This is a genomic window from Streptacidiphilus pinicola, from assembly GCF_003258295.1.
Lineage (GTDB): Bacteria > Actinomycetota > Actinomycetes > Streptomycetales > Streptomycetaceae > Streptacidiphilus > Streptacidiphilus pinicola.
The window spans coordinates 67932-88841 of sequence record NZ_QKYN01000111.1 but is presented as its reverse complement, the minus strand read 5'-3'; the positions used below and the strand labels follow the sequence as shown (position 1 = coordinate 88841).

17 protein-coding genes are annotated in these 20910 nt (G+C 73.8%); 9 read left to right on the top strand and 8 right to left on the bottom strand.

Going from position 1 to position 20910, the window contains the following annotated elements:
- On the bottom strand, nucleotides 1-1895 hold a 1895-nt coding region (locus DN069_RS26965), incomplete at its 3' end, for a GNAT family N-acetyltransferase (RefSeq protein WP_116513699.1).
- Between the two features lie 237 nt (nucleotides 1896-2132).
- Between DN069_RS26965 and DN069_RS26960 the strand changes: the two genes are divergently transcribed.
- Both DN069_RS26960 and DN069_RS26955 read left to right on the top strand, forming a co-directional pair.
- On the top strand, nucleotides 2133-2411 hold the full coding sequence (locus tag DN069_RS26960) for an HPr family phosphocarrier protein (RefSeq protein ID WP_111505182.1): 279 nt from the start codon (nucleotides 2133-2135) through the stop codon (nucleotides 2409-2411).
- A 300-nt stretch (nucleotides 2412-2711) separates the two neighbouring features.
- Complete coding sequence (locus DN069_RS26955; protein ID WP_111505180.1) at nucleotides 2712-4475, top strand: AMP-binding protein; 1764 nt, start codon at nucleotides 2712-2714, stop codon at nucleotides 4473-4475.
- A 33-nt stretch (nucleotides 4476-4508) separates the two neighbouring features.
- Here DN069_RS26955 and DN069_RS26950 read toward each other — a convergent pair whose 3' ends face one another.
- Nucleotides 4509-4874: a YrdB family protein gene (locus DN069_RS26950; protein ID WP_111505178.1), complete on the bottom strand. Its 366-nt coding sequence runs from the start codon at nucleotides 4872-4874 to the stop codon at nucleotides 4509-4511.
- A 166-nt stretch (nucleotides 4875-5040) separates the two neighbouring features.
- Here DN069_RS26950 and DN069_RS26945 point away from each other — a divergent pair, with 166 nt between their 5' ends.
- Complete coding sequence (locus DN069_RS26945) at nucleotides 5041-5517, top strand: MarR family winged helix-turn-helix transcriptional regulator (RefSeq protein ID WP_111505176.1); 477 nt, start codon at nucleotides 5041-5043, stop codon at nucleotides 5515-5517.
- An 88-nt stretch (nucleotides 5518-5605) separates the two neighbouring features.
- Here the strand turns inward: DN069_RS26945 and DN069_RS26940 are convergent, their stop codons facing one another.
- Nucleotides 5606-6514: an aquaporin gene (locus DN069_RS26940; RefSeq protein WP_243639773.1), complete on the bottom strand. Its 909-nt coding sequence runs from the start codon at nucleotides 6512-6514 to the stop codon at nucleotides 5606-5608.
- A gap of 224 nt (nucleotides 6515-6738) precedes the next feature.
- On the opposite strand from DN069_RS26940, the gene asnB reads away from it, so the two are divergent.
- From asnB to DN069_RS26915, 5 genes are read left to right on the top strand one after another with little or no spacing between them, the layout of a single operon-like run.
- Entirely contained in the window at nucleotides 6739-8565 is a 1827-nt protein-coding gene (asnB, locus tag DN069_RS26935) for an asparagine synthase (glutamine-hydrolyzing) (protein ID WP_111505174.1), read from the top strand.
- Nucleotides 8562-9581 (top strand): PrpF domain-containing protein, encoded by a 1020-nt coding sequence (locus tag DN069_RS26930; protein ID WP_111505172.1) that lies wholly within the window; start codon nucleotides 8562-8564, stop codon nucleotides 9579-9581. The genes asnB and DN069_RS26930 overlap by 4 nt, the downstream gene beginning before the upstream one ends.
- Nucleotides 9574-10995 (top strand): dihydroorotase, encoded by a 1422-nt coding sequence (locus DN069_RS26925; protein WP_111505210.1) that lies wholly within the window; start codon nucleotides 9574-9576, stop codon nucleotides 10993-10995. The genes DN069_RS26930 and DN069_RS26925 overlap by 8 nt, the downstream gene beginning before the upstream one ends.
- Complete coding sequence (locus tag DN069_RS26920; protein ID WP_111505170.1) at nucleotides 10992-12236, top strand: MFS transporter; 1245 nt, start codon at nucleotides 10992-10994, stop codon at nucleotides 12234-12236. The genes DN069_RS26925 and DN069_RS26920 overlap by 4 nt, the downstream gene beginning before the upstream one ends.
- Nucleotides 12233-14047 (top strand): multicopper oxidase family protein, encoded by a 1815-nt coding sequence (locus tag DN069_RS26915; RefSeq protein WP_111505168.1) that lies wholly within the window; start codon nucleotides 12233-12235, stop codon nucleotides 14045-14047. The genes DN069_RS26920 and DN069_RS26915 overlap by 4 nt, the downstream gene beginning before the upstream one ends.
- An 84-nt stretch (nucleotides 14048-14131) precedes the next feature.
- On the opposite strand, the gene DN069_RS40325 is transcribed toward DN069_RS26915, so the two are convergent.
- The 3 genes from DN069_RS40325 to DN069_RS26905 form a co-directional block, all read right to left on the bottom strand.
- Complete coding sequence (locus DN069_RS40325) at nucleotides 14132-14299, bottom strand: hypothetical protein (RefSeq protein WP_165845647.1); 168 nt, start codon at nucleotides 14297-14299, stop codon at nucleotides 14132-14134.
- Between the two features lie 168 nt (nucleotides 14300-14467).
- Complete coding sequence (locus DN069_RS26910; protein ID WP_133260045.1) at nucleotides 14468-16621, bottom strand: sensor histidine kinase; 2154 nt, start codon at nucleotides 16619-16621, stop codon at nucleotides 14468-14470.
- Between the two features lie 100 nt (nucleotides 16622-16721).
- A complete protein-coding gene (locus tag DN069_RS26905) occupies nucleotides 16722-17444 on the bottom strand; it encodes a response regulator transcription factor (protein WP_133260044.1) in 723 nt (240 codons plus the stop codon).
- Between the two features lie 86 nt (nucleotides 17445-17530).
- Between DN069_RS26905 and DN069_RS26900 the strand changes: the two genes are divergently transcribed.
- Nucleotides 17531-18139: an SDR family NAD(P)-dependent oxidoreductase gene (locus DN069_RS26900; protein WP_111505166.1), complete on the top strand. Its 609-nt coding sequence runs from the start codon at nucleotides 17531-17533 to the stop codon at nucleotides 18137-18139.
- Between the two features lie 28 nt (nucleotides 18140-18167).
- Here DN069_RS26900 and DN069_RS26895 read toward each other — a convergent pair whose 3' ends face one another.
- Nucleotides 18168-19253 (bottom strand): hypothetical protein, encoded by a 1086-nt coding sequence (locus DN069_RS26895; RefSeq protein WP_111505164.1) that lies wholly within the window; start codon nucleotides 19251-19253, stop codon nucleotides 18168-18170.
- 208 nt (nucleotides 19254-19461) lie between these two features.
- Nucleotides 19462-20796, bottom strand: a complete 1335-nt coding sequence (locus tag DN069_RS26890; RefSeq protein ID WP_111505162.1) for a cytochrome P450 — start codon at nucleotides 20794-20796, stop codon at nucleotides 19462-19464.
- Nucleotides 20797-20910 lie beyond the last annotated feature (114 nt).

Here is a 20910-nt window from a genome sequence, read left to right as displayed (position 1 = left end):
ACCTCGCCCCCCTCGCCGCCGCCCTCCGCGACAGCGCCCACCGCGCCCGCGGCGCGGGCGCGGTGGGCGCTGTCGCGGAGCGCGGCGGCGAGGGGGGCGAGGTCGAGGGGCGGGGCGTCCTGCCTCAGTGCCGGGAGGCTGGTGCGGCTGATCAGGCCCGAGCCGGGGAAGGTCGGGAAGCCGCCCGCGCCGATCGGGGGGATGACGACGGCGACCACCGCGTCGCTGTCGGGCCGGTCGATCGCGGCGCGCAGCCCGCGCCGGAAGTCGTCCGGCGTCGCGCCCGTGGTGAGGTCGTGCGGCAGCAGCGGCTGGAGGCCGGCGCCGAGGGCGGCGTCGTGGGTGAGCAGGCCGAGCGAGTCGGAGTTGCCGACGATGGCGATCCGCGGCCCGGCCGTGAGCGGCTGGTGGGCGAGCAGGTCGGCCGCGTCGTAGAGCTCGGTGATGGTGTCGACCCGGATCACGCCGGCCTGGTCGAAGAGCGTGTCGACGGTGGAGTCGGCCAGCTTGGTGATCGCCGCCGCGTGCCCGGCCGGGATGCTGCGGGTGTCGCGGCCGCCCTTGACCACCACCAGCGGTTTGCGCGCGGCGACCCGGCGCGCGAGGCGGCTGAACTTGCGCGGGTTACCGAAGGACTCCAGGTAGAGCAGGGCGACGCCGGTGGCCTCGTCCTCCTCGAAGAACTGCAGCAGGTCGTTGCCGGAGACGTCCGCCCGGTTGCCGACCGAGGCGAACGAGGAGATGCCGAGCCCGCGCCGGTGCGCGGCCTCCAGCAGCGCCGCGCCGATCGCCCCGGACTGGGTGAAGATGCCGAGCGGTCCGCGCCGGGGCAGCTGCGGGGAGAGCGAGGCGTCGAGCCGGATCTCCGGATCCGTGTTGATCAGGCCGAAGGCGTTGGGTCCGAGCACGCGCATGCCCGCTGCGCGCGCCTGGTGGACCAGTTCGCGCTGCCGGGCGCGCCCGTCGAGGCCGGTCTCGGCGAAGCCGGCGGTGATCACGACCAGCCCCCGCACGCCCGCCGTGCCGCAGTCGGCCACCACGTCCGGCACCCGCTCGGCAGGGACCGCGATCACGGCGAGGTCGACCGGCGCGGCGACGTCCCCGATCGCGGCGTGGACGGGCACGCCGTCCAGCTCGGTCAGGCCTGCCGCCGGGTCGGCGGCGGCCTGGTTGATGGCGTAGAGGGGCCCGGTGAAGCCGCCCGTCAGCAGGTTGCGCAGCACGGTCCGGCCGACGCCGACGGGGTTGCGCCCCGCGCCGATCACCGCGACCGAGCGAGGTGCGAGCAGCCGCTGCATCGACCGCGCCTCGGCGCGGTGCTCGCGGGCGCGCATGACCGCGAGCGACTCCTCGGTGGGGGTGAGGTCGAACTCGAAGTGCAGCACGCCGTCGGTGAAGCTGCGCTGCTGGGTGTAGCCCGCCTCGGTGAAGACCTTGGCCATCTTCCGGTTGTCCGGCAGCACCTCGGCCACGAAGCGGCGGATGCCGCGCTCCCGGGCCGAGGCCGCGATGTGCTCCAGCAGGGCGGAGGCGAGCCCCCGCCCCTGGTGCTCGTCCTCCACCAGGAAGGCGACCTCGGCCTCGGTACCGGAGCCGGAGGGCCGGCCGGTCTCGTCGATGCGGTCGTAGCGGACCGTCGCGATGAACTCGTCGTTCACCATCGCGGCCAGCCCGACACGGTCGACGAAGTCGTGGTGGGTGAAGTGCCGGACGTCCTTGGCGGACAGCCGCGGGTAGGGAGCGAAGAACCGGTAGTACTTCGACTGGTCCGAGACCCGCTGGTAGAAGGCGACGAGTCGGTCCGCGTCGTCCGGGACGATCGGGCGGATCCGGGCCGTGCCGCCGTCGCGCAGCACGATGTCGGCCTCCCAGTGGGCCGGGTAGCTCTCGCTCACTCGCCCAGGTTAACCGCGGAAGCGGCGCGGGTGGCGTGCGACGCCGAGTGGGCCTGTCGGCCCGGCGCGAGGGGACGTTGGGCCTGACTTCCCGCTGACCGGTCCGTCCTGCCGTGACGCGTGCGAGAATGGTCTAGACAACAGAGGGACGCCCGGGTTCGCAGTGAAGCCGAATGTTCCGAATATCCTGAGTTGTCCGAGTTCCCTGCTCCACGCACCACGCGAAAGGCACGCACCATGGCTGAGCGCCGCGTCACCATCGGCTGGCCCGAGGGCCTGCACGCCCGTCCCGCCTCCATCTTCGTCCGCGCCGCGGGCGCGGTGGGCGTGCCCGTGACCATCGCCAAGAACGGCGGCACCCCGGTCAACGCCGCGTCCATGCTCGCCCTCCTGGGCCTCGGCGCCCAGGGCGGCGAGGAGGTCGTCCTCTCCTCCGACGCACCCGACGCCGACGCCGCCCTCGACCGCCTCGCGAAGCTGGTCTCCGAGGGCCTCGACGAACTCCCGGCCGCCTGACCCATTCGGGCAAACCTCCGGTTGCACCACCCAGGGGCGCGGGGCTGTGCTGATCTGCGCCTCCGGCGCGTGGGCGGGAGCAACCACCGACATGCGGATGGCCCTGCCCGTTCGGCGAGTCACCACACACAGATGGGGACACCCCCGCCCGAAGGGTGGGGGACTGTCGCGCCGTTCCTCGCGCCCCCGGCGTGCCCGCGCGCCGGAGGGCGCGGCCTGCTTGACCGGTACTCAGCCTGCTGAAACGGTGTGATCCGTTCGGCGCACGCCGCTGTGCGCCCCCCGCGGGAGGAGATCGCGATGGCCCCGGACAGCACGCCCCCGACGAATGAGGCGACAGCCGAATTCCGCGCCGCGCGCGACCATCTGCTGCAGCACCGCGGCGACATCGAGGGCGCGCGGCGACTCCCCCGCCCGGAGGGCGCGTACTTCAACTGGGCCCTGGACTGGTTCGATCCCGAGGCCCACGGCAACGACGACGTCGCGCTTCGCGTCGTCGACCTCGCCGCCGACGGCGAGGTGCGCGCCGAGACCGCGTTGAGCTTCGCCGCGCTGAGCGGCCGTTCGGGCCAGGTCGCGAACTGGCTGCGCGGCCTCGGCGTGGCACGCGGTGACCGCATGCTGCTCCTGCTCGGCAACCAGGTGCCGCTGTGGGAGGTGATGCTCGCGGCGATCAAGCTCGGCGCCGTGGTCATCCCCGCCAGCACGCTGCTCTCCCCCGAGGACCTGGCCGACCGGGTGAGCCGGGGCGAGGTGCGGCACGTCGTCGCCGAGTCCGGGCTGACCGGCGGCTTCGCCGGAATCGGCGGGGACTGGACGCGGATCGCCGTCGGCGAGCCCGTGGCCGGCTGGCTCTCCTACGCCGACTCCGCCGCCGTGCCCGCGCCGTTCACCCCCGACGGGCCGACCCGCGCCGACGACCCGCTGCTGCTCTACTTCACCTCCGGCACCACCAGCCGCCCCAAGCTCGTGCAGCACACCCACCGCTCCTACCCCGTGGGCCACCTGTCGACGATGTACTGGATCGGCCTGCGGCCCGGCGACGTGCACCTGAACGTCTCCTCGCCGGGCTGGGCCAAGCACGCGTGGAGCAACTTCTTCGCGCCGTGGAACGCCGGGGCGGAGATCTTGATCGTCAATCAGCCACGGTTCGCCGCCCGTCCGCTGCTGGACGCGATGGTGCGGCACCGGGTCACCTCCTTCTGCGCGCCGCCGACGGTCTGGCGGATGCTGGTCCTGGAGGACCTCACCCGGTGGCGGCCGCCGCTGCGCGAACTCGTCGGTGCGGGCGAGCCGTTGAATCCGGAGATCATCGAGCGGGTGCAGGCCGCCTGGGGCGTGACGCTGCGCGACGGCTTCGGGCAGACCGAGACCACGGCGCAGGTGGGCAACCCGCCCGGCCTGGTGGTCAAGCCCGGCTCGATGGGCGTGCCGCTGCCCGGGTACGAGGTGACGCTGGTCGACGCGGCGAGCGGGGCGGTGGTCACCGAGCCCGGCGCGGAGGGCGAGCTCTGTCTGCCGCTGGACAGCACCCCGCTGGGCCTGATGACGGGCTACCAGCAGGATCCGGAGCGTCAGGCGGAGGCGACGGCGGGGGGTTTCTACCACACCGGCGACGTGGCGTTCCGGGACGCCGACGGCTACCTCACCTACATCGGTCGCACCGACGACGTCTTCAAGTCCTCCGACTACCGGATCTCGCCGTTCGAGCTGGAGAGCGTGCTGATCGAGCATCCGCAAGTCGCGGAGGCGGCGGTGGTGCCGTCGCCGGATCCGCTGCGGTTGTCGGTGCCGAAGGCCTACGTCGTGCTGGTGCCGGGCGCCACCGCGGACGCAGAGGCGGCGCGGTCGATCCTGGAGTTCGCGCGGGGCCGACTGGCGCCGTACAAGCGGGTGCGCCGGCTGGAGTTCGCGGAACTGCCGAAAACGGTCTCCGGCAAGATCCGCCGCGTGGAGCTGCGGGGCCGGGAGAACGAGCTGCACGGCAGCGGGCTGACCGGCGGCGGCGAGTCACCGGCACGGGGCAAGCTGGAGTTCTGGGAGGAGGACTTCCCGCGCGACTGAGCGGGGCGTCCGGCCGGCCCGGGACGCGCCGGGTCAGTGGGTCAGCCGGGCGAGCGACTCGCGGTCGGCGGTGGCCAGCAGCGTGTTGACCAGGGCGACGGCCCAGAAGACGATGCCGAAGGTGTGGGCGCCGGTCGCGTAGACGGCGGCGCCCGCCAGGCCGAAGACCACCAGCTTGAAGACGATCAGCGCCGGGATCGGCAGCGGGTGCCGGGCCCGGGGCGCGGCGAACATGCCCCAGGCGACGGCCATGAGCACCGGGGCGCCGACGCCCAGCAGGACGTGGACGGCGGTGCTGTGGCCGACGTGGAAACCCCACCAGGCCAGGCAGCCGAGGGCGACGAGCTCCAGGACGAAGGCGAGCAGCTCGTTCGCGTGGTGCAGCGGCTTGGGGATCATGGCTCGCTCCTCGACTCAGACCGTTTCGAGAGCACCGCTCTCGCTTGAGATCAGTGTGCGCGAGAGCGGGGGCCTCAGTCAAGAGCACCGCTCTCGTTTTTGAGCACCGCTCCCTACTGCCAATCGTTCGGCCTCTGAACCATATCGACAAGGTATCGTTCTGCACATGAGCGATGCGAGCGATGCCCACGACGCGGCTGCGGGACGCCTCCCCGGCCTCACCTCGACCCTGGTCTTCAAGCTCGGCACCCTCGGGACCGTGGCCACCGACCGGTTCACCCGCGCGCTCGACGCCTTCGAGCTCGGGCTGAAGCCCAAGCACGTCGGCCTGATGGTCGCGCTCGACGCCGGGGCCGCCGCGTCGCAGCAGGAGCTGGCGGCGCGGATGGGCGTCGCACCGAGCCTGGTCGTCTCGCTCGCCGACCACCTGGAGCAGCTCGGGGCGGTGCAGCGGGTCCGGGACCCGCAGGACCGGCGGCGTCAGGTGCTGACACTGACGGACGAGGGCCGCCGGCTGCTCGACCGCTGCGAGGCCGCCGGCCACGAGCTGGACGCGGAGCTGGCCGGCGAGCTGACGGGTGCTCAGCGCAGAGCGCTCACCGAGGCGCTGCAACACCTGGCCGCCCACCTCGGTCTGCCGTAGCCGGCGGAGCCGCGTCCGTGGGTACGCGCACCGGCAGGAGCGCCGCAGGAGGTTCCGCAACCCCCGATCCCCTTTGCCCCCGCTCGGGCTACTGCTGGAGTACGGACCGGAGTTCGTGTTCCTCACCCCGCGCGCCGCTGCTGCATTTCGCGTGGGCGCCGCCGGCCACGGCGACCGCAGGCGGCTGACCCCGCAGCAGATGGCCGAGCAGCTGCGGGCGCTGACCGCGCGCACGCGGCGCCTGACGCCGACACGGGTCGACTTCCGGGCGCATCGCCGGTGACGCCTCCGAGGGGGAGCCGGCCCCCGGCTCCCGCGGTCCGCCGCCGAAGAGCAGCGGCACCAGGGCGAGTCCGACGGCGGCGCCGGCCGCCTGCGCCAGGACGAACGGCAGCACGGACCCGGGCGCGATGCCGGTGAAGCTGTCGGTGAACGCCCGGCCCACCGTCGCGGCCGGGTTGGCGAAGCTGCCCGAGGAGGTGAACCAGATCGCGGCGCCGATGTAGGCGGCGACCAGCAGCGGCGCGAGCGCCTCCCGTCCGATCCGCCCCAACCCGACCACCAGCAGCACGAGTCCGGCGGTCGCCACCACCTCGCCCAGCCAGAGGTGGAGGCCGTCGTGGGCCTGCCGCGAGAAGTGCAGCACCGGCCCGCCGAACATGCCGTCCGCGAGCACCGCGCCGCCGATCGCCCCGGCGAGCTGCGCGACCGCGTAGCCGGCCAGCTCGCCCGGCCCCGGCCCGGCCTCACCGGCGCGCCACCGGGTCCACCACGCGGTCAGCGTGACCACGGGATTGAGGTGCGCCCCGGACACCGGCCCGAGCAACGCGATCAAGACCCCCAGGCCCAGCGCGCTGACCAGCGCGTTCGCCAGCAGCTGCACCCCAGGGTCCGGTGTGAGCCGCTGCGCCTGGATCCCCGACCCCACCACGACCGCCACGAGCGCGAGCGTCCCGACGAACTCCGCGCCCAGGCGCCTCCCCAGCGGCTGAGTCACCTCTTGCTCCCCATGCGACCCTGCTTCAACAAATTGTCAACCTGCTCTGTCGGCCCATGGTGACACAGCCCCGCCACCCGCCGCACCACCTGTCCGGGACGAGGGCGGGGCCGGAGCGGGACACCGGGCTCAGGTGGGCGGGACAGCAGGCCGGTGAGCGTGGAGGCACAGAAACCCGAACGGGTCCCCCCGGCCGAAGGCTGGGGGAGGAAGGCACGGCGATCATGTGCAGAATCCACGGCCACTTCGACGCCGATCTCTCGCCGCACGACATGCGCGCGGCCGGGGCACTGCAGCGGCACGGCGGGCCCGACGAGGCCCGGCTCGCGCAGGGCGCCGGGTGGGCGCTGGGCAGCAACCGGCTCGCGATCACCGACCCGGGCGGCGGGCAGCAGCCCTACGAGAGCGCGGACGGACGCATCAAGGCCGTCTTCAACGGCGAGATCTACAACCACGACGAGCTGCGCGCCCAACTGCGGGCAGGCGGCCACCACTTCGCCGACCGCTGCGACGGCGCCGTGCTCCCCGCACTCCACCAGGAGCACGGACCCGCCTTCGCCGAACAGCTCGACGGCATGTTCGCGGTCGCGCTGATCGACCTGCGCGCCGAGCCGACGCTCGTCCTGGCCACGGACGACGCCGGTATGAAGCCGATCTACTACCGCTGGGACGGCCGCCGGCTGCACTTCGCCTCCGAGCTGCCCGCGCTGCTGGCCATGGGCCGGGAACGGCCGTCGCTGTGGGAGCCGGGACTGGACAGCTACCTGGCGACCAAGACGCCGTTCGGCGAGCACACCCTCGTCGAGGGGGTGCAGGTGCTGCCGCCCGGCACCACCGCCGTCTGCTCGCGCTCGCGCGGGCTGCGGCTGCACCGCCGACCCGCGCCGGAGCGCCCGGCCGTCACCGGAGGGGAGCCGGGCGAACAGGTGCGGGAGGCGCTGGCCGAGGAGGTCCGGCGGCTGTCGGTCGCGGACGCGCGAGTGTGCGCGATCACCAGCGGCGGGCTGGACTCCAGCCTGGTCACCGCGATGATGGCCGACGCCGCGCCCGGCGCGGTGCATTCGTTCAACATCGCCTACCACGGTGAATGGCCGCACGACGAACGGCACTTCGCCCGCGAGGTGGCCCGGCGCGCCGGCACCGAGCACCACCAGGTCGAGCTGGACGTGGCCCGCTTCCCCGAGCTGCTCCCGGCCGTGGCCTGGCACCTGGGCCAGCCCAACGCGGACCCGATCGCGCTCAGCACCTACGGCCTGTTCGAGGCCGTGCACCGGGCCGGGTTCAAGGTGGCGCTGACCGGCGACGCGGCGGACGAGGTGTTCGCCGGCTACGGCCGCATCCACAAGGCCATGACCACGCACGGCACCTGGCTGCCCGACTACGTGGACGCCCTCGCGGCCATTCCGGCCGAGGCCCGCCCGCGCCTCTACAGCGCCGACTACCGGGCGTTCGTCGCCGAGCGCGGCAGCGCCTCCGACGCGATCACCGAACGGCTGCGGCAGGAGGCCGCGCACCGCTCCCGGCTCGACGTCCTGACCGACTTCGAGACCCTGGTCCGGCTGCCCGCCTACCACCTGCGCCGGGTCGACCACCTGAGCATGGCGCACGCCGTCGAGGTCCGACTGCCGTTCTGCCAGCGGTCGGTGCGCGAGCTCGCCCGCGCGCTACCGCAGTCGCACCGGCTCTCGCCGGAGCCCGGACGCGGCAAGGTCGCCCTCTACGCGGCCGCCCGCGGACTGCTGCCGCGCAGCGTGCTGGAACGCCCCAAGCAGCCCTTCACGCTGCCGATCACGGCGATGCTCGCGCCCGGGACGCCGCTGTGGGCGTACACGCGCGAGGTGCTCTCCCCCGCCCGGCTGCGCGCCGGCGGACTGCTGGATCCGGCCGCCGTCGACCGGCTGCTGTGCGCCCAGCAGAACCGGCCGGCCGACTGCCTGGCCCTGGCGACCTGGTCGCTGCTGATGTTCGAGCTGTGGCGCGAGGAGTTCGCGGTGCGCCGCGCCGCCTCCCGCCCGGCCGAGGCCCGAGAACTACTGGAGGTGGCGTCATGACCGCCACGACCCTGACCCCCACGCTGCTCACCGCACCCACGTCCGCCGGATTCGCCGCCCTCGCCCGGGCCATGGGCGCTCCCGGACCAACCCTGGTCCTGGACGCCGACTCCCTCCCGCACGACCGCGAGGAGCTGGTCACGGCCCTGACCCGGATCCGCCGTCGGCTCCCCGACGCCGGCACCCCCGGCGAGGTGCTCAAGTGGGCGCTGATCGCGCCCTCCGCCCACCCGCTGTTCGACGTCGACTACCGCTTCGTGCAGGCGATGCCGGACGCCGACGACCACTTCGACCTGAACGGCAACTGCGGGCACTCGCTGCTCGCCGCCGTGACGGCCGCGGCCCAGGCCGGCCGGCTGCCCGCGCTCCGCGCGGGCGACCGGATCCGGGCCCGGGTGCTGAACAACGGCGACCAGGTGGTCTGCCAGGTGGACCACGCGTCGCCGCGGCACACCGTCTTCACCGCCCACTTCATCGCCCCGCCCGGCACCCGCCTCGGCACCCTGCTGCGCGACGGCGGGCGCGTGGTGCGGATGGCCAACCCGTACCTGTTCGTCGACGGCGCTCGCCTGGGCGTGCGCGACCGGGAGGCTCTGTTCCGCGGTGAACAGCCGGACCTGTACGCCACGTTGGAGCGGCTGCGGCGGCGGCAGGCGGCCCGCCTGGGCTGGCCGCTGAACGGGGCCTTCCCCAAGGTCGCCGCCGTGGTCCCGGTCGCCCCCGGGCACCTCGCGGTCCGCGCGCTGACGGTCGGCGGCTGGCATCCCGAGCTGGCCCTGACCGGCGCGGTCTGCCTGGCCGCCGCCTCCGCCCTGCGCGGCACCGTCCCGAACCGGCTGCTGGCCGCGGACACGGCTGCTCCCGGACGGCTCGTCATCGACACACCCGCACGTCAGGTCGTGGCCTCCTACGCCGCGACCGGGGACGGGCCGGACGACGAACTGCTCTGGGTGAGCGTCGGCGGCAAGGAGACCCAGGCGCTGGGCGCGGTCGCGGTGGGTGTCGGCGATGAGTGAGCTCCGTGAACTCCGGGAGCAGCCCTACGACCTGGTGGTCACCGGGGTCCGGCTGGTGAGCGGGGACGGGGTGGTGACGGGCGGGCTGGCCGTGTCGGGCGGCCGGATCGCCTGTCTGCTGGGGCCGAACGAGCGTCCGCCCGCGCGGCGGACGCTCGACGGCGGCGGCCGCCACCTGCTGCCCGGCCTCATCGACTCCCATGTCCACTTCCGCACCCCCGGGTTGACCCACAAGGAGGACTGGGCGCACGCGAGCCGGGCCGCCGTCGCGGGCGGGATCACCACCGTCGTCGACATGCCGAACACCGTCCCGCCGCTGCGCACCGGCGAGGAGGCCCACCGCAAGGCCGAACTGGTCGACGGCACCTCGCTGGTGGACTACCGGTTCCACCTCGGCGTCGCCGGTGAGGACCCCTCCCCGCTGCGCGAGGTCGGCGCCCGCGAGGCCACCAGCGTCAAGGTCTTCCTCGCCGGCCACCACACCGCCCCGCACGTGGTGCGGGACCCGGTGCAGCTGGAGAAGGTGTTCCGCACCGCGGCCGAGGCCGGCCTGCGGCTGCTGCTGCACGCCGAGGACGACGGCGTGTTCAGCCTCCTCGACGAGTGGCGCGGCGCGCCGTCCGGCTACGCCGAGTACGAGCGGCACCGCCCGCGCAGCGGCGCGATCGTCGCGGTGGCCCGGGTCCTGGAGCTGGTCCGCCGCCACGGCACGTCCGTGCACGTGCTGCACGCCTCCACCGCCGAGGAGGCGGACCTGCTGACGGCCGGCGCCCACGCCGGGCTGCCGGTCACATTCGAGGTGACACCGCATCATCTCTCCTTCACCGCCGAGGACACGTCGCGCGTCGGCGCGCGCACCCGGCTCAGCCCCGCGATCCGGTACCGACCGGACCAGGACCGGCTGTGGCAGGCCGTGCTGGCCCACGAGGTCGCCACGCTCGGCAGCGACCACGCCCCGCACACCCGCGCGGAGAAGCTCCGCGCCCCCGCCGACGCACCGCCCGGCCTGCCGGGCGTCCAGGAGATGTTCCCCGCCGTCCACACCGGCCTGCGCCGGCGCGCCCCGATGGACTCACCGGACGCGCAACTCTCCTGCCTGGTCCGGCTGCTGGCCGAGCATCCGGCGGAGCTGTTCGGTCTCGACGAGCGCAAGGGCCGGCTGCGGCCCGGCCTCGACGCGGACTTCGTGCTCTTCGACGCGGACGAACGCTGGATGCTGGAGCCGGACGCCATCCGCTCCAAGTGCGGCTGGTCCGCGTACGAGGGCTGGACGATGACGGGCCGCGTGCGGCAGACGTTCCGGCGCGGAGTCAGCGTCTACCGCCTCGACGAGCTCGGCCACGACGTGGAGTTCGGCACACCGGACGGCCGTTGGCTCGACGCCCGCCGCCCCGCGGACGTGGAGCCCCGATGAGCCTGCGGCGAGGCGAACTGGCCGTCACGGCGTTCGCCTCCGGGGTGGGCGTGGCCGGGATCTACTACGCCCAACCCCTGTTGCCCACGCTCTCCGCCGCGCTCGGCGTCTCCCGCGCGAGCGCGGCGACCGTGGTCTCGGCGGGCCAACTCGGCTACGCCGCGGGCCTGCTGCTGATCGTCCCCCTGGGCGACCGCGTCGCGAGGGGGCGGTTGGCCGCGGCCCTGCTGTGGGTGTCCGTCCCGGCGGCGGCGCTCGCCGCGACGGCCCCGGCCCTTCCCGTCCTGGCCCTCGCCACCTCCCTCCTGGGCCTCTTCGGCAGCGCGGCCCAGGTCCTCGTCGCCCTCACCGCGTCCGCGGCGGGCCCGGAACGCCGCGGACGTGCCGTGGGCACGGTCATGGGCGGACTCACCGCCGGGATCCTGCTGGCCCGGGTGGTCTCGGGCCAGCTGGCCGCGGCCTGGGGCTGGCGCGCGGTCTACGCGGCCGCGGCGGTCCTGTTGGCAGCGGCCGCACTTGCACTTTCCAGGGGCGCGGGGAACTGCGCGGCACGCCACCCACCCACGTGGCGCGCCGAGCGAGCAGGGCCATCGGCACCGGGTGGTTTCTCGCGCAGTTCCCCGCACCCCCAGATAGTGCAACTACTCCGCGCGCATCCCGTCCTCCTCGCACGATGCCTCAGCGGCTTCGCGGTCTTCGGCTCGTTCTCCGCGTTCTGGACGCCCACGGCGTTCCTGCTCGCCGGTCCGCCCTACCGGTTCGGGGAGGCCGGGATCGGCCTGTTCGGGCTGACCGGGGTCGCGGGCGTACTGCTGGCGCAGCCGGCCGGGCGGTGGTGCGACCACGGACATGTGCGCCCCGCGCGCTTCGGTTTCAACGTCCTGATGGTCGTGGCGTTCATGCCCCTCGCCCTCGGGCGGGGGAACCTGGTGCTGCTGGGCGTCGGAGCCGTCCTGCTGGATCTGGGGCTGCGCGGGGTGCAGACCGCCAACCAGCAGCAGATCTACGCCCTGCTGCCCACCGGCACCCACAGCCGGGTGACCACCGTCTACATGACCTGCTACTTCGCCGGCGGCGCGACGGGTTCCGCGCTCTCCGCCGCCGTCTGGACACACGCCGGATGGTCCGGCGTGTGCACGGTCGGCGCGGCCCTCGCCGCGCTGCCGCTGCTCCCCCAGGCCGCCGCCGCGCTGCGGCCGCGCGCCGAACCCGTCACGTCCGGCTCCGAGGAGGCGTCATGACAGCGATCGAAACGACAACCACCACCACCGTCCTCGCCAAGTTCGCCGATCCGCTGCGGCTCCCGCCACGCCTGCGGCCGGACCGTGCGGACCCGGAGCCGCGGTTCACCTTCCGCACCGAGGGCGTCAGCCTGCGCCTGCACTCACAGCTGCCGCCGACCCCGCTGTGGACCTACGACGGGCACTTCCCCGGGCCGGTCCTGGACGTGCACCGGCGCCAACGCGTCCGCGTGGCGTGGGAGAACGGCACCACGACGCCCTACCCGGCCGTGGACGCCTTCCTCGCCGACGCGCCCGGCAACCCCTCGCTGGCCATGAACGACCCTGGCATCGGGCGTGCCCAGCCCGTCAAGGGCGTGGCCGCACTGCCGGCGTGGCAGGTGACGCATCTGCACGGGGCCGTGACCGGCGGCGGGAACGACGGGTGGATGGAGAACGCGGTGCTGCACGGCGACGCGCAGCTCTCCGAGTACCCGAACGACCAGCCCGCGATGACGCTCTGGTACCACGACCACGCGATGAACGTCACCCGGCTGAACGTCTTCTCCGGCCTGGTCGGGATGTACCTGCTCCGGGACGACGAGGAGGAGGCGCTCGGACTGCCGGGCGGTGACCGCGAGATCCCGTTGATCGTCTGCGACCGCAACCTGGAGACCGACGCGTCCGGCCGCTTCACCGGACGGATGCTGCACAAGACCACCGGCACGCTGCCGTTCCTCGGGCCGTACACGCTGGTCAACGGGACCATCTGGCCGTACTGCGAGGTGCGGCCCGGCTGGTACCGGTTCCGGGTGCTGAACGCGTCCAACTCGCGCACCTACCGGCTGCATCTGCTGGACGGGAGCGACCAGGTGGTGACCGGCTCGGCCTGGCTGATCGGGACCGACAGCGGGCTGCTCGGCGCACCACTGCCGATCCCCGCCGAGGGACTGACCCTGGCGCCGGCCGAACGGGCCGACGTGCTGGTGGACTTCGGCGCGTTCCGCGGGCAGTCGCTGCGGCTGGTCAACTCCGCGCAGGCGCCGTTCCGCGGCGACCCGCTGCCGCCCGGGGTGAAGCCGGGCGACCCGCTGCCGGCCAGCCGGCTGCCGGAGCCGGACGTGATGCAGTTCCGCGTCGCGGACGCGCCGCTGACCGACACCTTCCGGCTGCCGAAGACCCTCTCGCCGTCCTACTACCGGCTGACGCACGAGCTGCTCCCGCCGGACCACATGCACCGGATGCTGGCGCTCGCGGCCGACCCGGACGGCACCTTGGGGCTGTGGGAGCTGGGCGAGGTCCCGGCCTCCCAGGCGCCGACGGGCGGCGCCGAGGACGGCATCGTCCAGGTGACCTACCAGGACGGGGTGACCACCACCTACCGGCGGCTGGCCCGGCACTTCGACGACCAGCTCAACTGGCGGGCGCGGCAGGATGGCTGGGAGGTGTGGAAGATCCTCAACCTGAGCGGCATCCTGCACCCGATCCACATCCACCTGACGCGCTTCCAGCCGCTGTCGATCGACGGCTACGACACGGCCAAGTTCCTGCCCACGAAGGGCGGCACCGCGCCCGGCGAGCCGGTCGCACACCTGGAGTCGCTGCCGATCGACGCGTCGCTGGTGGGCTGGAAGGACGTGATGCGGGTGCCGCCGGGTCAGATGGTCACGGTGGCAGGCCAGTTCCGTGGCGCGTCCGGGCGGTACATGTACCACTGCCACATCCTGGAGCACGAGGACGCCGGGATGATGCGGCAGTTCGCGGTGATGCCCGGCGCCGTCCTGGACGTCGGCGGCATGGGCGGTATGAGCGGCGGTATGAGCGGGATGTGACCCGAGCCGTCCACGCGCATACGCCTCGCCGGTGGGTCCCCGAGGGGATCCACCGGCGAGGCGGTTCCGTGCTGCCCGGCCGGCTCAGTCGTCCGGCTTGTGCGGCTTGCGCGGTCCGCTCGGCGGGGCCGGCATGGGCGGGCACTCGTTCGGGTGCAGGCAGGTGTCCGGGTCCTCCGCCACGGGCGGGTCCTGCGTGACGGGCTCCTCCGCGACATCGCTGCTCGCGGTGGGTGAGGGATTCGCGGTCATCGGTTGCTCCTGTCGTTCGTGCCCCTGCTCGACGAGGCAGGCGCGGTGTCCACTGACGAATGTGCGTCGCCGGATGTCCCGGGCACATGAGTCCAGAGTCCCGGACCGGTCCCGGTCGGGCACCCGGAGGTAAGGCCGTCGCGCCTTCAACGACCGGCGAAGCAGCGGCTACTCGCCCGGCCGCACCGGGATCTCGGCGCGGACCACCACGCCCTCGGCCCCCTCCGAACAGCCCCGCACCAGCAGCGTCCCGCCCAGCTCCTGCGCCCGCTCGGCCATCGACCGCAGCCCGACCCCGCCCGCACCGGCGCCGCCCGCGGCAGCGAGCCGCCGCGGAGCGTCCATGCCGTGGCCGTCGTCGCCGACCTCCAGCAGCACCACGCCGTCGGCGACACCCAGGCAGAGCCGCGCGTGACGGGCACCCGAGTGCCGGACCACGTTGTGCAGGGCCTCGGAGGCGATCCGGTACAGCGCCACCTCGACGGCGGCCGGGAGCTCCGGCAGCGGGTCCGGGCGCAGCTCGACGTCGATCAGCAGGTTGCGGCCGGCGAGGCCGGTCGCGAGACCGCGCAGGCTCGGACCCAGACCGTCCCGGTCCAGCACGGCCGGGGTCAGCCCGGCGGTGATCCGCCGCAGCTCGGTGATCGCGTCGGCGATGCCCTCGGAGACGCCGCCGAGCCGCCCGCCGGCCGGGTCGTCCCCGGCGAGGCCCGCGCGGGCCGTGTCGACCTGCAGCCGCAGGCCGGACAGTGCCGGTGCGAGGCCGTCGTGCAGGTCGCGGCGGAGCCTCCGCCGTGCCTCCTCGCGGGCCAGCACGATCCGTTCCCGGCTCGCCTGGAGCTCCTGGTAGAGGCCCAGCGAGGCGATCGCGGGCGCGGCCTGGTCCGCGAGCAGCCGCAGCACGTCGTGGTCCTGCTGGTCCAGCTCCGGCTCCCCCGCGCGCGCCGCGACCTCGAGCGCGCCGACCTCCTCGCCCTCGAAGACGAGCGCGAAGCGGTGCCACGCCCGTCCCGCCGCCTCGCCCAGCGCCGCCGTCTCCCGGCTTCCGCCGCTGGTGTGCACCAGGACCCGCGCGGCGGGGAAGCGCAGCGTGGTGACGACGCTCGCGCACAGCAGCCGCGGCGCCTCGCCCGGCGTCACCGTCCGGCTCAGCCGTCCCGCCAGCTCCCGCACCACGTGGTACGGCCGGGCCCGGTCGCCGTAGTACGAGCGGTCGACGACGCGCACCGCCCAGCCGCCGGTCGCGCGCAGCAGCAGGCCGATCGCCAGCGAGCCCACGGCCAGCACCAGCGCACCGGGGGTGCGGGTGCTCGGCAGCACGTCGGACAGGCCGATCGCCAGCGCGAAGTACCCGACCACCAGCACCGCGAGGGTGACGAGCACGGCCAGCACCCGGCGGGTGGCCCGGTCGAGGTGGGCGGAGCGGTCCCGGGTGAAGAAGAAGACGAGGCCGAGCGGCAGCAGCACCAGCGGGCTGTAGAAGAGCGTCAGGCTCGCGGCGCTCGGCAGGGGGAAGAAGAAGTCCACGTAACTCCCCACGGTCAGCAGCAGGAACGGCACCACCACCACGAGCAGCGCGCCGGGCAGCAGTGGCGGCCGGCCCGGTCGGCGCCCCGACTCGCTCCGTCGCCCCCTGCCCCGCCCCCGCCAGCGCCACGCCCGGACGGCGAGCACCAGGAAGCCCAACGCGGAGAGGCTGACCGGCATGTAGATCAGCACCGAACCGACGACGGACGACAGGGCGTTCTTGACGGTGACCCAGGGCTCGCCGGTGGCCAGCGGGTTGGGCATCCCGTACCAGTCGTCCTGGGTCCCGGTGTCGAGGTAGACCTCGCAGAGCGTCCAGGCGGCGATCCCGGCGACGAGCGCCCTGCCCCAGCGCCGTCCGGGCAGTCTCCCGTCGGGGAGCCAGAACGGCAGGCCGTAGAGGAGGAAGATGGACAGGCAGTCACCGGCGTAGCCCACCAGCACCACGCCGGTGCGCACCGCGACGCCGCACCCCAGCGCCCCCGCCGTGATGCCGACGGCCTGAGCGACCAGCTCTCCCGTGCTCGTCAGCAGCAGCAACCGCCCGACGGCTCCGCCCGAGGGGTGGGTGAGGCTGAACGTGCCCGCGAGCGCGCAGGCCAGCATGAAGAGGATGTGCGAGCCGAAGATGCCGAAGTCCAGCGAGGCCAGGCGCGAGCCGCCCAGACCCGTGTAGGCCAGCGCCAGCCAGACGAAGCAGGCGCCGAGCGCGACACCGCAGGCCGCGTAGGCGGCTCCCATCCGTCCGCTCCCGGCCCACGCGGTGCGTGGCGTCGTGCTCAGCTCCGCCGTCACCTCTCCTCGCCCCTCTCGCGCCCTCCCCCGTCCGCCGTGGCGAGCGTCCATCGTGACGCGCCGGACGTCCCGGGCGCATGAGGCAGGGGTCCCGCACGGGTCACCCGGTGCTGCCGGGCGTGCCCGCCGGCCCCGGCTGCCGGGGCGGCTCGCCGAGCCCGGCGTCGCGGGCCCGCGCGGCGGCCTCGGTGCGGGAGGCGACGTCCAACTTGTCGAAGATGTGCGAGATGTGATTGCGCACGGTCTTCTCCGCGAGGAACAGCTCGCGGGCGATGCGGCGGTTGTCCAGCCCCCGGGCGACCAGGTCCAGCACCTCGACCTCACGCGCGGTCAGGCTCGGGAAGAGCTGCTCCGCCTCGCGGCGGACACCGCCGGTGAGCAGCGCGGAGATGCGGATGGCCACGTCCGCGCTGAACACCGCGCCCCCGTGGGCCACGGTACGCACCGCGTGCAGCACCTCGTCGCGGCCCGCACCCTTCACCAGGTAGCCGCGCGCCCCGGCCTGCAGGGCGCCGAGCAGGCTGCCGTCGTCGTCGGAGGTGGTCAGCATCAGCACCGGGACGCCCGGGTGCAGTTGGGCCAGCTGTTTGGTGGCCTCGATCCCGGAGACGTCCGGCAGCGACAGGTCCATCACCACCACGTCCGGTCGCTGTGCGGCCACCGCCGCCACGCCACCGGCCGCGGTCTCGGCCTCGGCGACCACCCGCACGTCCTCGGTGCTCTCCAGGGCGGCCCGCAGCCCCTCCCGGAACAACGGGTGGTCGTCGACGACCACCACCCGCACACCCGCTCCCCGCACCCCGTCGTTCTCCACCTGCGACATGCTACTAAAAGTCAGTACACGATCACACTGGGCCACCTGGCTCATTCGGCGCGGCCGTCGTCCGCCGCCGCGCGGCCGGGGAGGCGCTGGCGGCCGAACTGCCGGACGGGCACTACCTCCAGGGCGACATCGCCGACCCGGCGGACGCGGAGCGGCTGGTCGAGCAGACGGTGAAGCACTACGGCCGGCTGGACGTACTGGTCAACAATGCCGGTACCACCCGGTTCATCCCGCTGGACGACCTCGGCGCGGCCGACCCGCAGGCCTGGCGCGAGATCTTCGACGTGAACGTCATCGGCGCCTGGCAGCTGACCGTCGCCGCCGTGCCCCACCTGCGCGCCGGCGGCGCGGGCAGCGTCGTCAACAGCTCTTCGGTGTCGGCCACCCGGGCGCTGGGCAACTCGATCCCCTACGCGGTCAGCAAGGCCACGGTCAACCACATGACGCGGCTGCTGGCCTCGCAGCTCGGCCCGGAGATCCGCGTCAACGCGGTGGCCCCGGGGCTGATCGACACCGCCTGGTACGCCGAGGCGGACCAGGTCTGGCAGAGCTCCCGCGACTGGATCGCCGCCCACACCCCGCTGCACCGCGCCGGCACCCCCGAGGACGTCGCCGACGCGGTGGCCTACCTGGTCGACGCCGCCCACACCACGGGCGACAGCCTCACCGTCGACGGCGGACGTCACATCGTGTGACACCCGCCGTCGGGGCTTGCGCTCCCCGCTAGCGGCCGTCGCGGACGTTCAGGCAGAGCGCCCAGACGTCGGAGAAGGTGTTCGGGGACGGGGAGCCGCCGGCGTGGATGTCGGCGGTCCAACTCGCCGCCGTGCCGCTGCCGCCCGCCGCCGGGGTGCCATCGGCGTCGCTCGGGAAGCTGCCGATCAGGTGGGTGCCGCCGGAGCCGGCCTTGCTGAAGTCGGTCGTGGTCACCGACCCGCCGCTGGCCGCCGCGCCGCCACTGACCAGCACCCCGTCGTCGGCGGTGCACCCGGCCGTCACCGCCTGGCTGGTGCTCGCGACGGTGGGACCGGCCGTCTCACGGAAGTGGACGGTGGTGCTGTCGTGCTTGACGTCGACGCCGAAGCCGGTGCAGATCGCATAGGCGTAGGTGGTGTTGTCGTCGTCACGCCCGCCGCCGATGCCGCCGACGGCGGCCCAGGAGTCGGGGTTCGTCTCACCGTCGGCCGCGGCCTTCTGGCCGAAGTCATGGGCGGCGTCGGCGAAGGTGGGGTAGCTCGCGATCGGCTTGAGGCTGCCGACGCTCGCCGGAGTCGCCCGCGCGCCGCCGCCGAGCAGCCGGGTCCCGGCCGGGCAGGTCGCGACGACGAGCTTCGAGGTCTGTCCGATGCTCGGCCCGGCGGCCTTGTCCATGACGACGAGGGTGTGCCGGATCCCGTTGCTGGTGAGGCACATCGCGTACGGGGTGGTGGAGAAGGCGGGGCTGGAGTTGCTGCCGCTGCCGCCGAAGGCGAGCCAGTGCGTGGCGTCGGCGCCGACGACGCCCGGCGTGCCGAGGTACTCGGTCGCGCCGTCCGCGCTCGGGGACAGGCCCATCACGTGGTTGCCGTTGCCGGCCCGGTTGTCGCCCGTGGCCTGGTCCGCGCCGCCGCCGGTGACGAGGCCCTGGGCGCAGTCGGCGTGGGAGGAGACGCCGGTGAACGGCGTGCCGGGTCCGATCGCCGGGCCCGGGCTCGCGACGGTCACGCTCGCCGTGTGCGCGTCCGCGACCCCGGCGAGGACCAGGACCAGCACCGCGCCGGGGACGAACGCCTTGCCCAGGAGGGCGGTACGCAGGGATCGGTTCTTCATCTGCCTCGGTCTCTCGAATCGGACTGCCTCGTTCACGTGGTGAGGCGGGTCGATTCAAGCAAGGCCCGGGCGCCCGGGCGATTGGTCGCACACACAGTCCGACAGCCCCGCGACTGGGTGATCAACCAGGGGGTTCCTCCCAGCCACACGAGAAAGCCCCCGCGGACCGGGAACGGTCCGCGGGGGCTCTTCTCTCGTCTGGGGCAGGTCAGCCCTTGAGCCAGTTGAGGAACTGGCTCCACCGGCCGCCGCCTTCGGCCTTGCCGGGCTGCGGAGCGACCGGCTCGGTCGGCGCCTGGGTCGACGGGGCGGAGGCGGGACGGTGCGCGACCTCCACGGGCGTGAAGCGCGTCGGCAGGGCCGCCAGGCCGCGGCTGAACGGGCCCGGACGCCACGTCAGGCTCCGCTCGGGGACGGCGAGTACGACGTCCGGGAGCTGGTTGAGCAGGTTCTCGATCGCGGTGACCGCGATCTGGCGGGCCGGGTCCTTGGACGGGCAGGCGTGGGGGCCGGCGCTCCAGGACAGGTGCGCGCGGCTGCCCGACTGCCGGGCGCTGGCCAGGGCCGGGCTGGTGTTGGCGGCGCCGATGCTGACCAGGAAGAGGTCGCCGGCCCGGAAGTGCTGCCCGGCGAACTCCAGGTCGCTCGCGGAGTAGTGGGCGGCGAAGTTGGCCATGGGCGGGTTCTCCCACAGCGTGTCGTCGATCGCCTCGTCGATCAGCCCGCCCTTGTTGGCGTACCCGTCGTCGGTGAGCACCCGGTGCAGGGTGTTCCCGATCAGATTGCGCAGCGGCTCGGTGCCGGAGGCCAGCAGCAGCGCGAGCTGGTAGACCATCTCCTCGTCCGTCAGCCGCGCGTGGTGCTGCAGCAGCCACGAGGTGACGTCGTCGCCGGGCCGGCTGCGCTTGAGCGCCACCAGCTCGCCGCAGGCGCCGAAGAGCACGCCGACCGCCTGCTCGGCGTTGACACCCTCGAACATGCCCGAGGTGCCGAACATGACCCGGTCGCCGATCTCGGCGGGGCAGCCGAACAGCTCGTTGAAGACCAGCAGCGAGACCTGCTTGGCGTAGTCGCCGAGCAGATCCGCCGAACCGCGGGGACCGAACTGGGAGATGAGGAAGTTCGAGACCTGCTCGGTGCTCCGGGCGAGCCGGCGCATGTCGATGCGGGCCATGGTGTCGGTGATCGCCTGACGCAGCCGCAGGTGCTCGGCGCCGTCACTGAACAGGGCGTTCGGCCGGTAGGTCAGCGTCGGGACCACCGGGCTGTCGGCGGGCAGCCGGCCCTCCGCGAGGTCGCGCCAACGGCGGGAGTCCTTGCGGAAGTTCGCCGGGTCCTGGAGCAGGCGCAGGGCGGTCTGGTAGTCGGTGACCAGAGTGGCCGGGACGCCGGGGGCGAGGTCGACCGGCGCGGTCGGCCCGAAGCTGCGCAGGTAGGCGTAGTAGGCCTCCGGGTCCGCAGCGAACTCCGGCCCGTAGACCGGGACTCGGCCGTGTGCGGGGCAGCCGGGCGGGGGCACCGGGGCGGAAGAGGAAACGTCCATGTCTGCCTGTGGCTCCTAAGCCGGCGGGCCAGCAAGAAATGCTGACGAGACTGGTCAGCGGGGCCAGCTGCTGCAGCCCCGCAAACGCGGGGTGGACCCACCTGCTCCGCAAAA

Bases quoted from the DNA above. Each gene is read 5' to 3' on its own strand.
- DN069_RS26960 (WP_111505182.1), top strand. From the start codon at position 2,133: ATGGCTGAGCGCCGCGTCACCATCGGCTGGCCCGAGGGCCTGCACGCC.
- DN069_RS26955 (WP_111505180.1), top strand. From the start codon at position 2,712: ATGGCCCCGGACAGCACGCCCCCGACGAATGAGGCGACAGCCGAATTC.
- DN069_RS26950 (WP_111505178.1), bottom strand. From the start codon at position 4,874: ATGATCCCCAAGCCGCTGCACCACGCGAACGAGCTGCTCGCCTTCGTC.
- DN069_RS26945 (WP_111505176.1), top strand. From the start codon at position 5,041: ATGAGCGATGCGAGCGATGCCCACGACGCGGCTGCGGGACGCCTCCCC.
- asnB (WP_111505174.1), top strand. From the start codon at position 6,739: ATGTGCAGAATCCACGGCCACTTCGACGCCGATCTCTCGCCGCACGAC.
- DN069_RS26930 (WP_111505172.1), top strand. From the start codon at position 8,562: ATGACCGCCACGACCCTGACCCCCACGCTGCTCACCGCACCCACGTCC.
- DN069_RS26925 (WP_111505210.1), top strand. From the start codon at position 9,574: ATGAGTGAGCTCCGTGAACTCCGGGAGCAGCCCTACGACCTGGTGGTC.
- DN069_RS26920 (WP_111505170.1), top strand. From the start codon at position 10,992: ATGAGCCTGCGGCGAGGCGAACTGGCCGTCACGGCGTTCGCCTCCGGG.
- DN069_RS26915 (WP_111505168.1), top strand. From the start codon at position 12,233: ATGACAGCGATCGAAACGACAACCACCACCACCGTCCTCGCCAAGTTC.
- DN069_RS40325 (WP_165845647.1), bottom strand. From the start codon at position 14,299: ATGACCGCGAATCCCTCACCCACCGCGAGCAGCGATGTCGCGGAGGAG.
- DN069_RS26905 (WP_133260044.1), bottom strand. From the start codon at position 17,444: ATGTCGCAGGTGGAGAACGACGGGGTGCGGGGAGCGGGTGTGCGGGTG.
- DN069_RS26895 (WP_111505164.1), bottom strand. From the start codon at position 19,253: ATGAAGAACCGATCCCTGCGTACCGCCCTCCTGGGCAAGGCGTTCGTC.
- DN069_RS26890 (WP_111505162.1), bottom strand. From the start codon at position 20,796: ATGGACGTTTCCTCTTCCGCCCCGGTGCCCCCGCCCGGCTGCCCCGCA.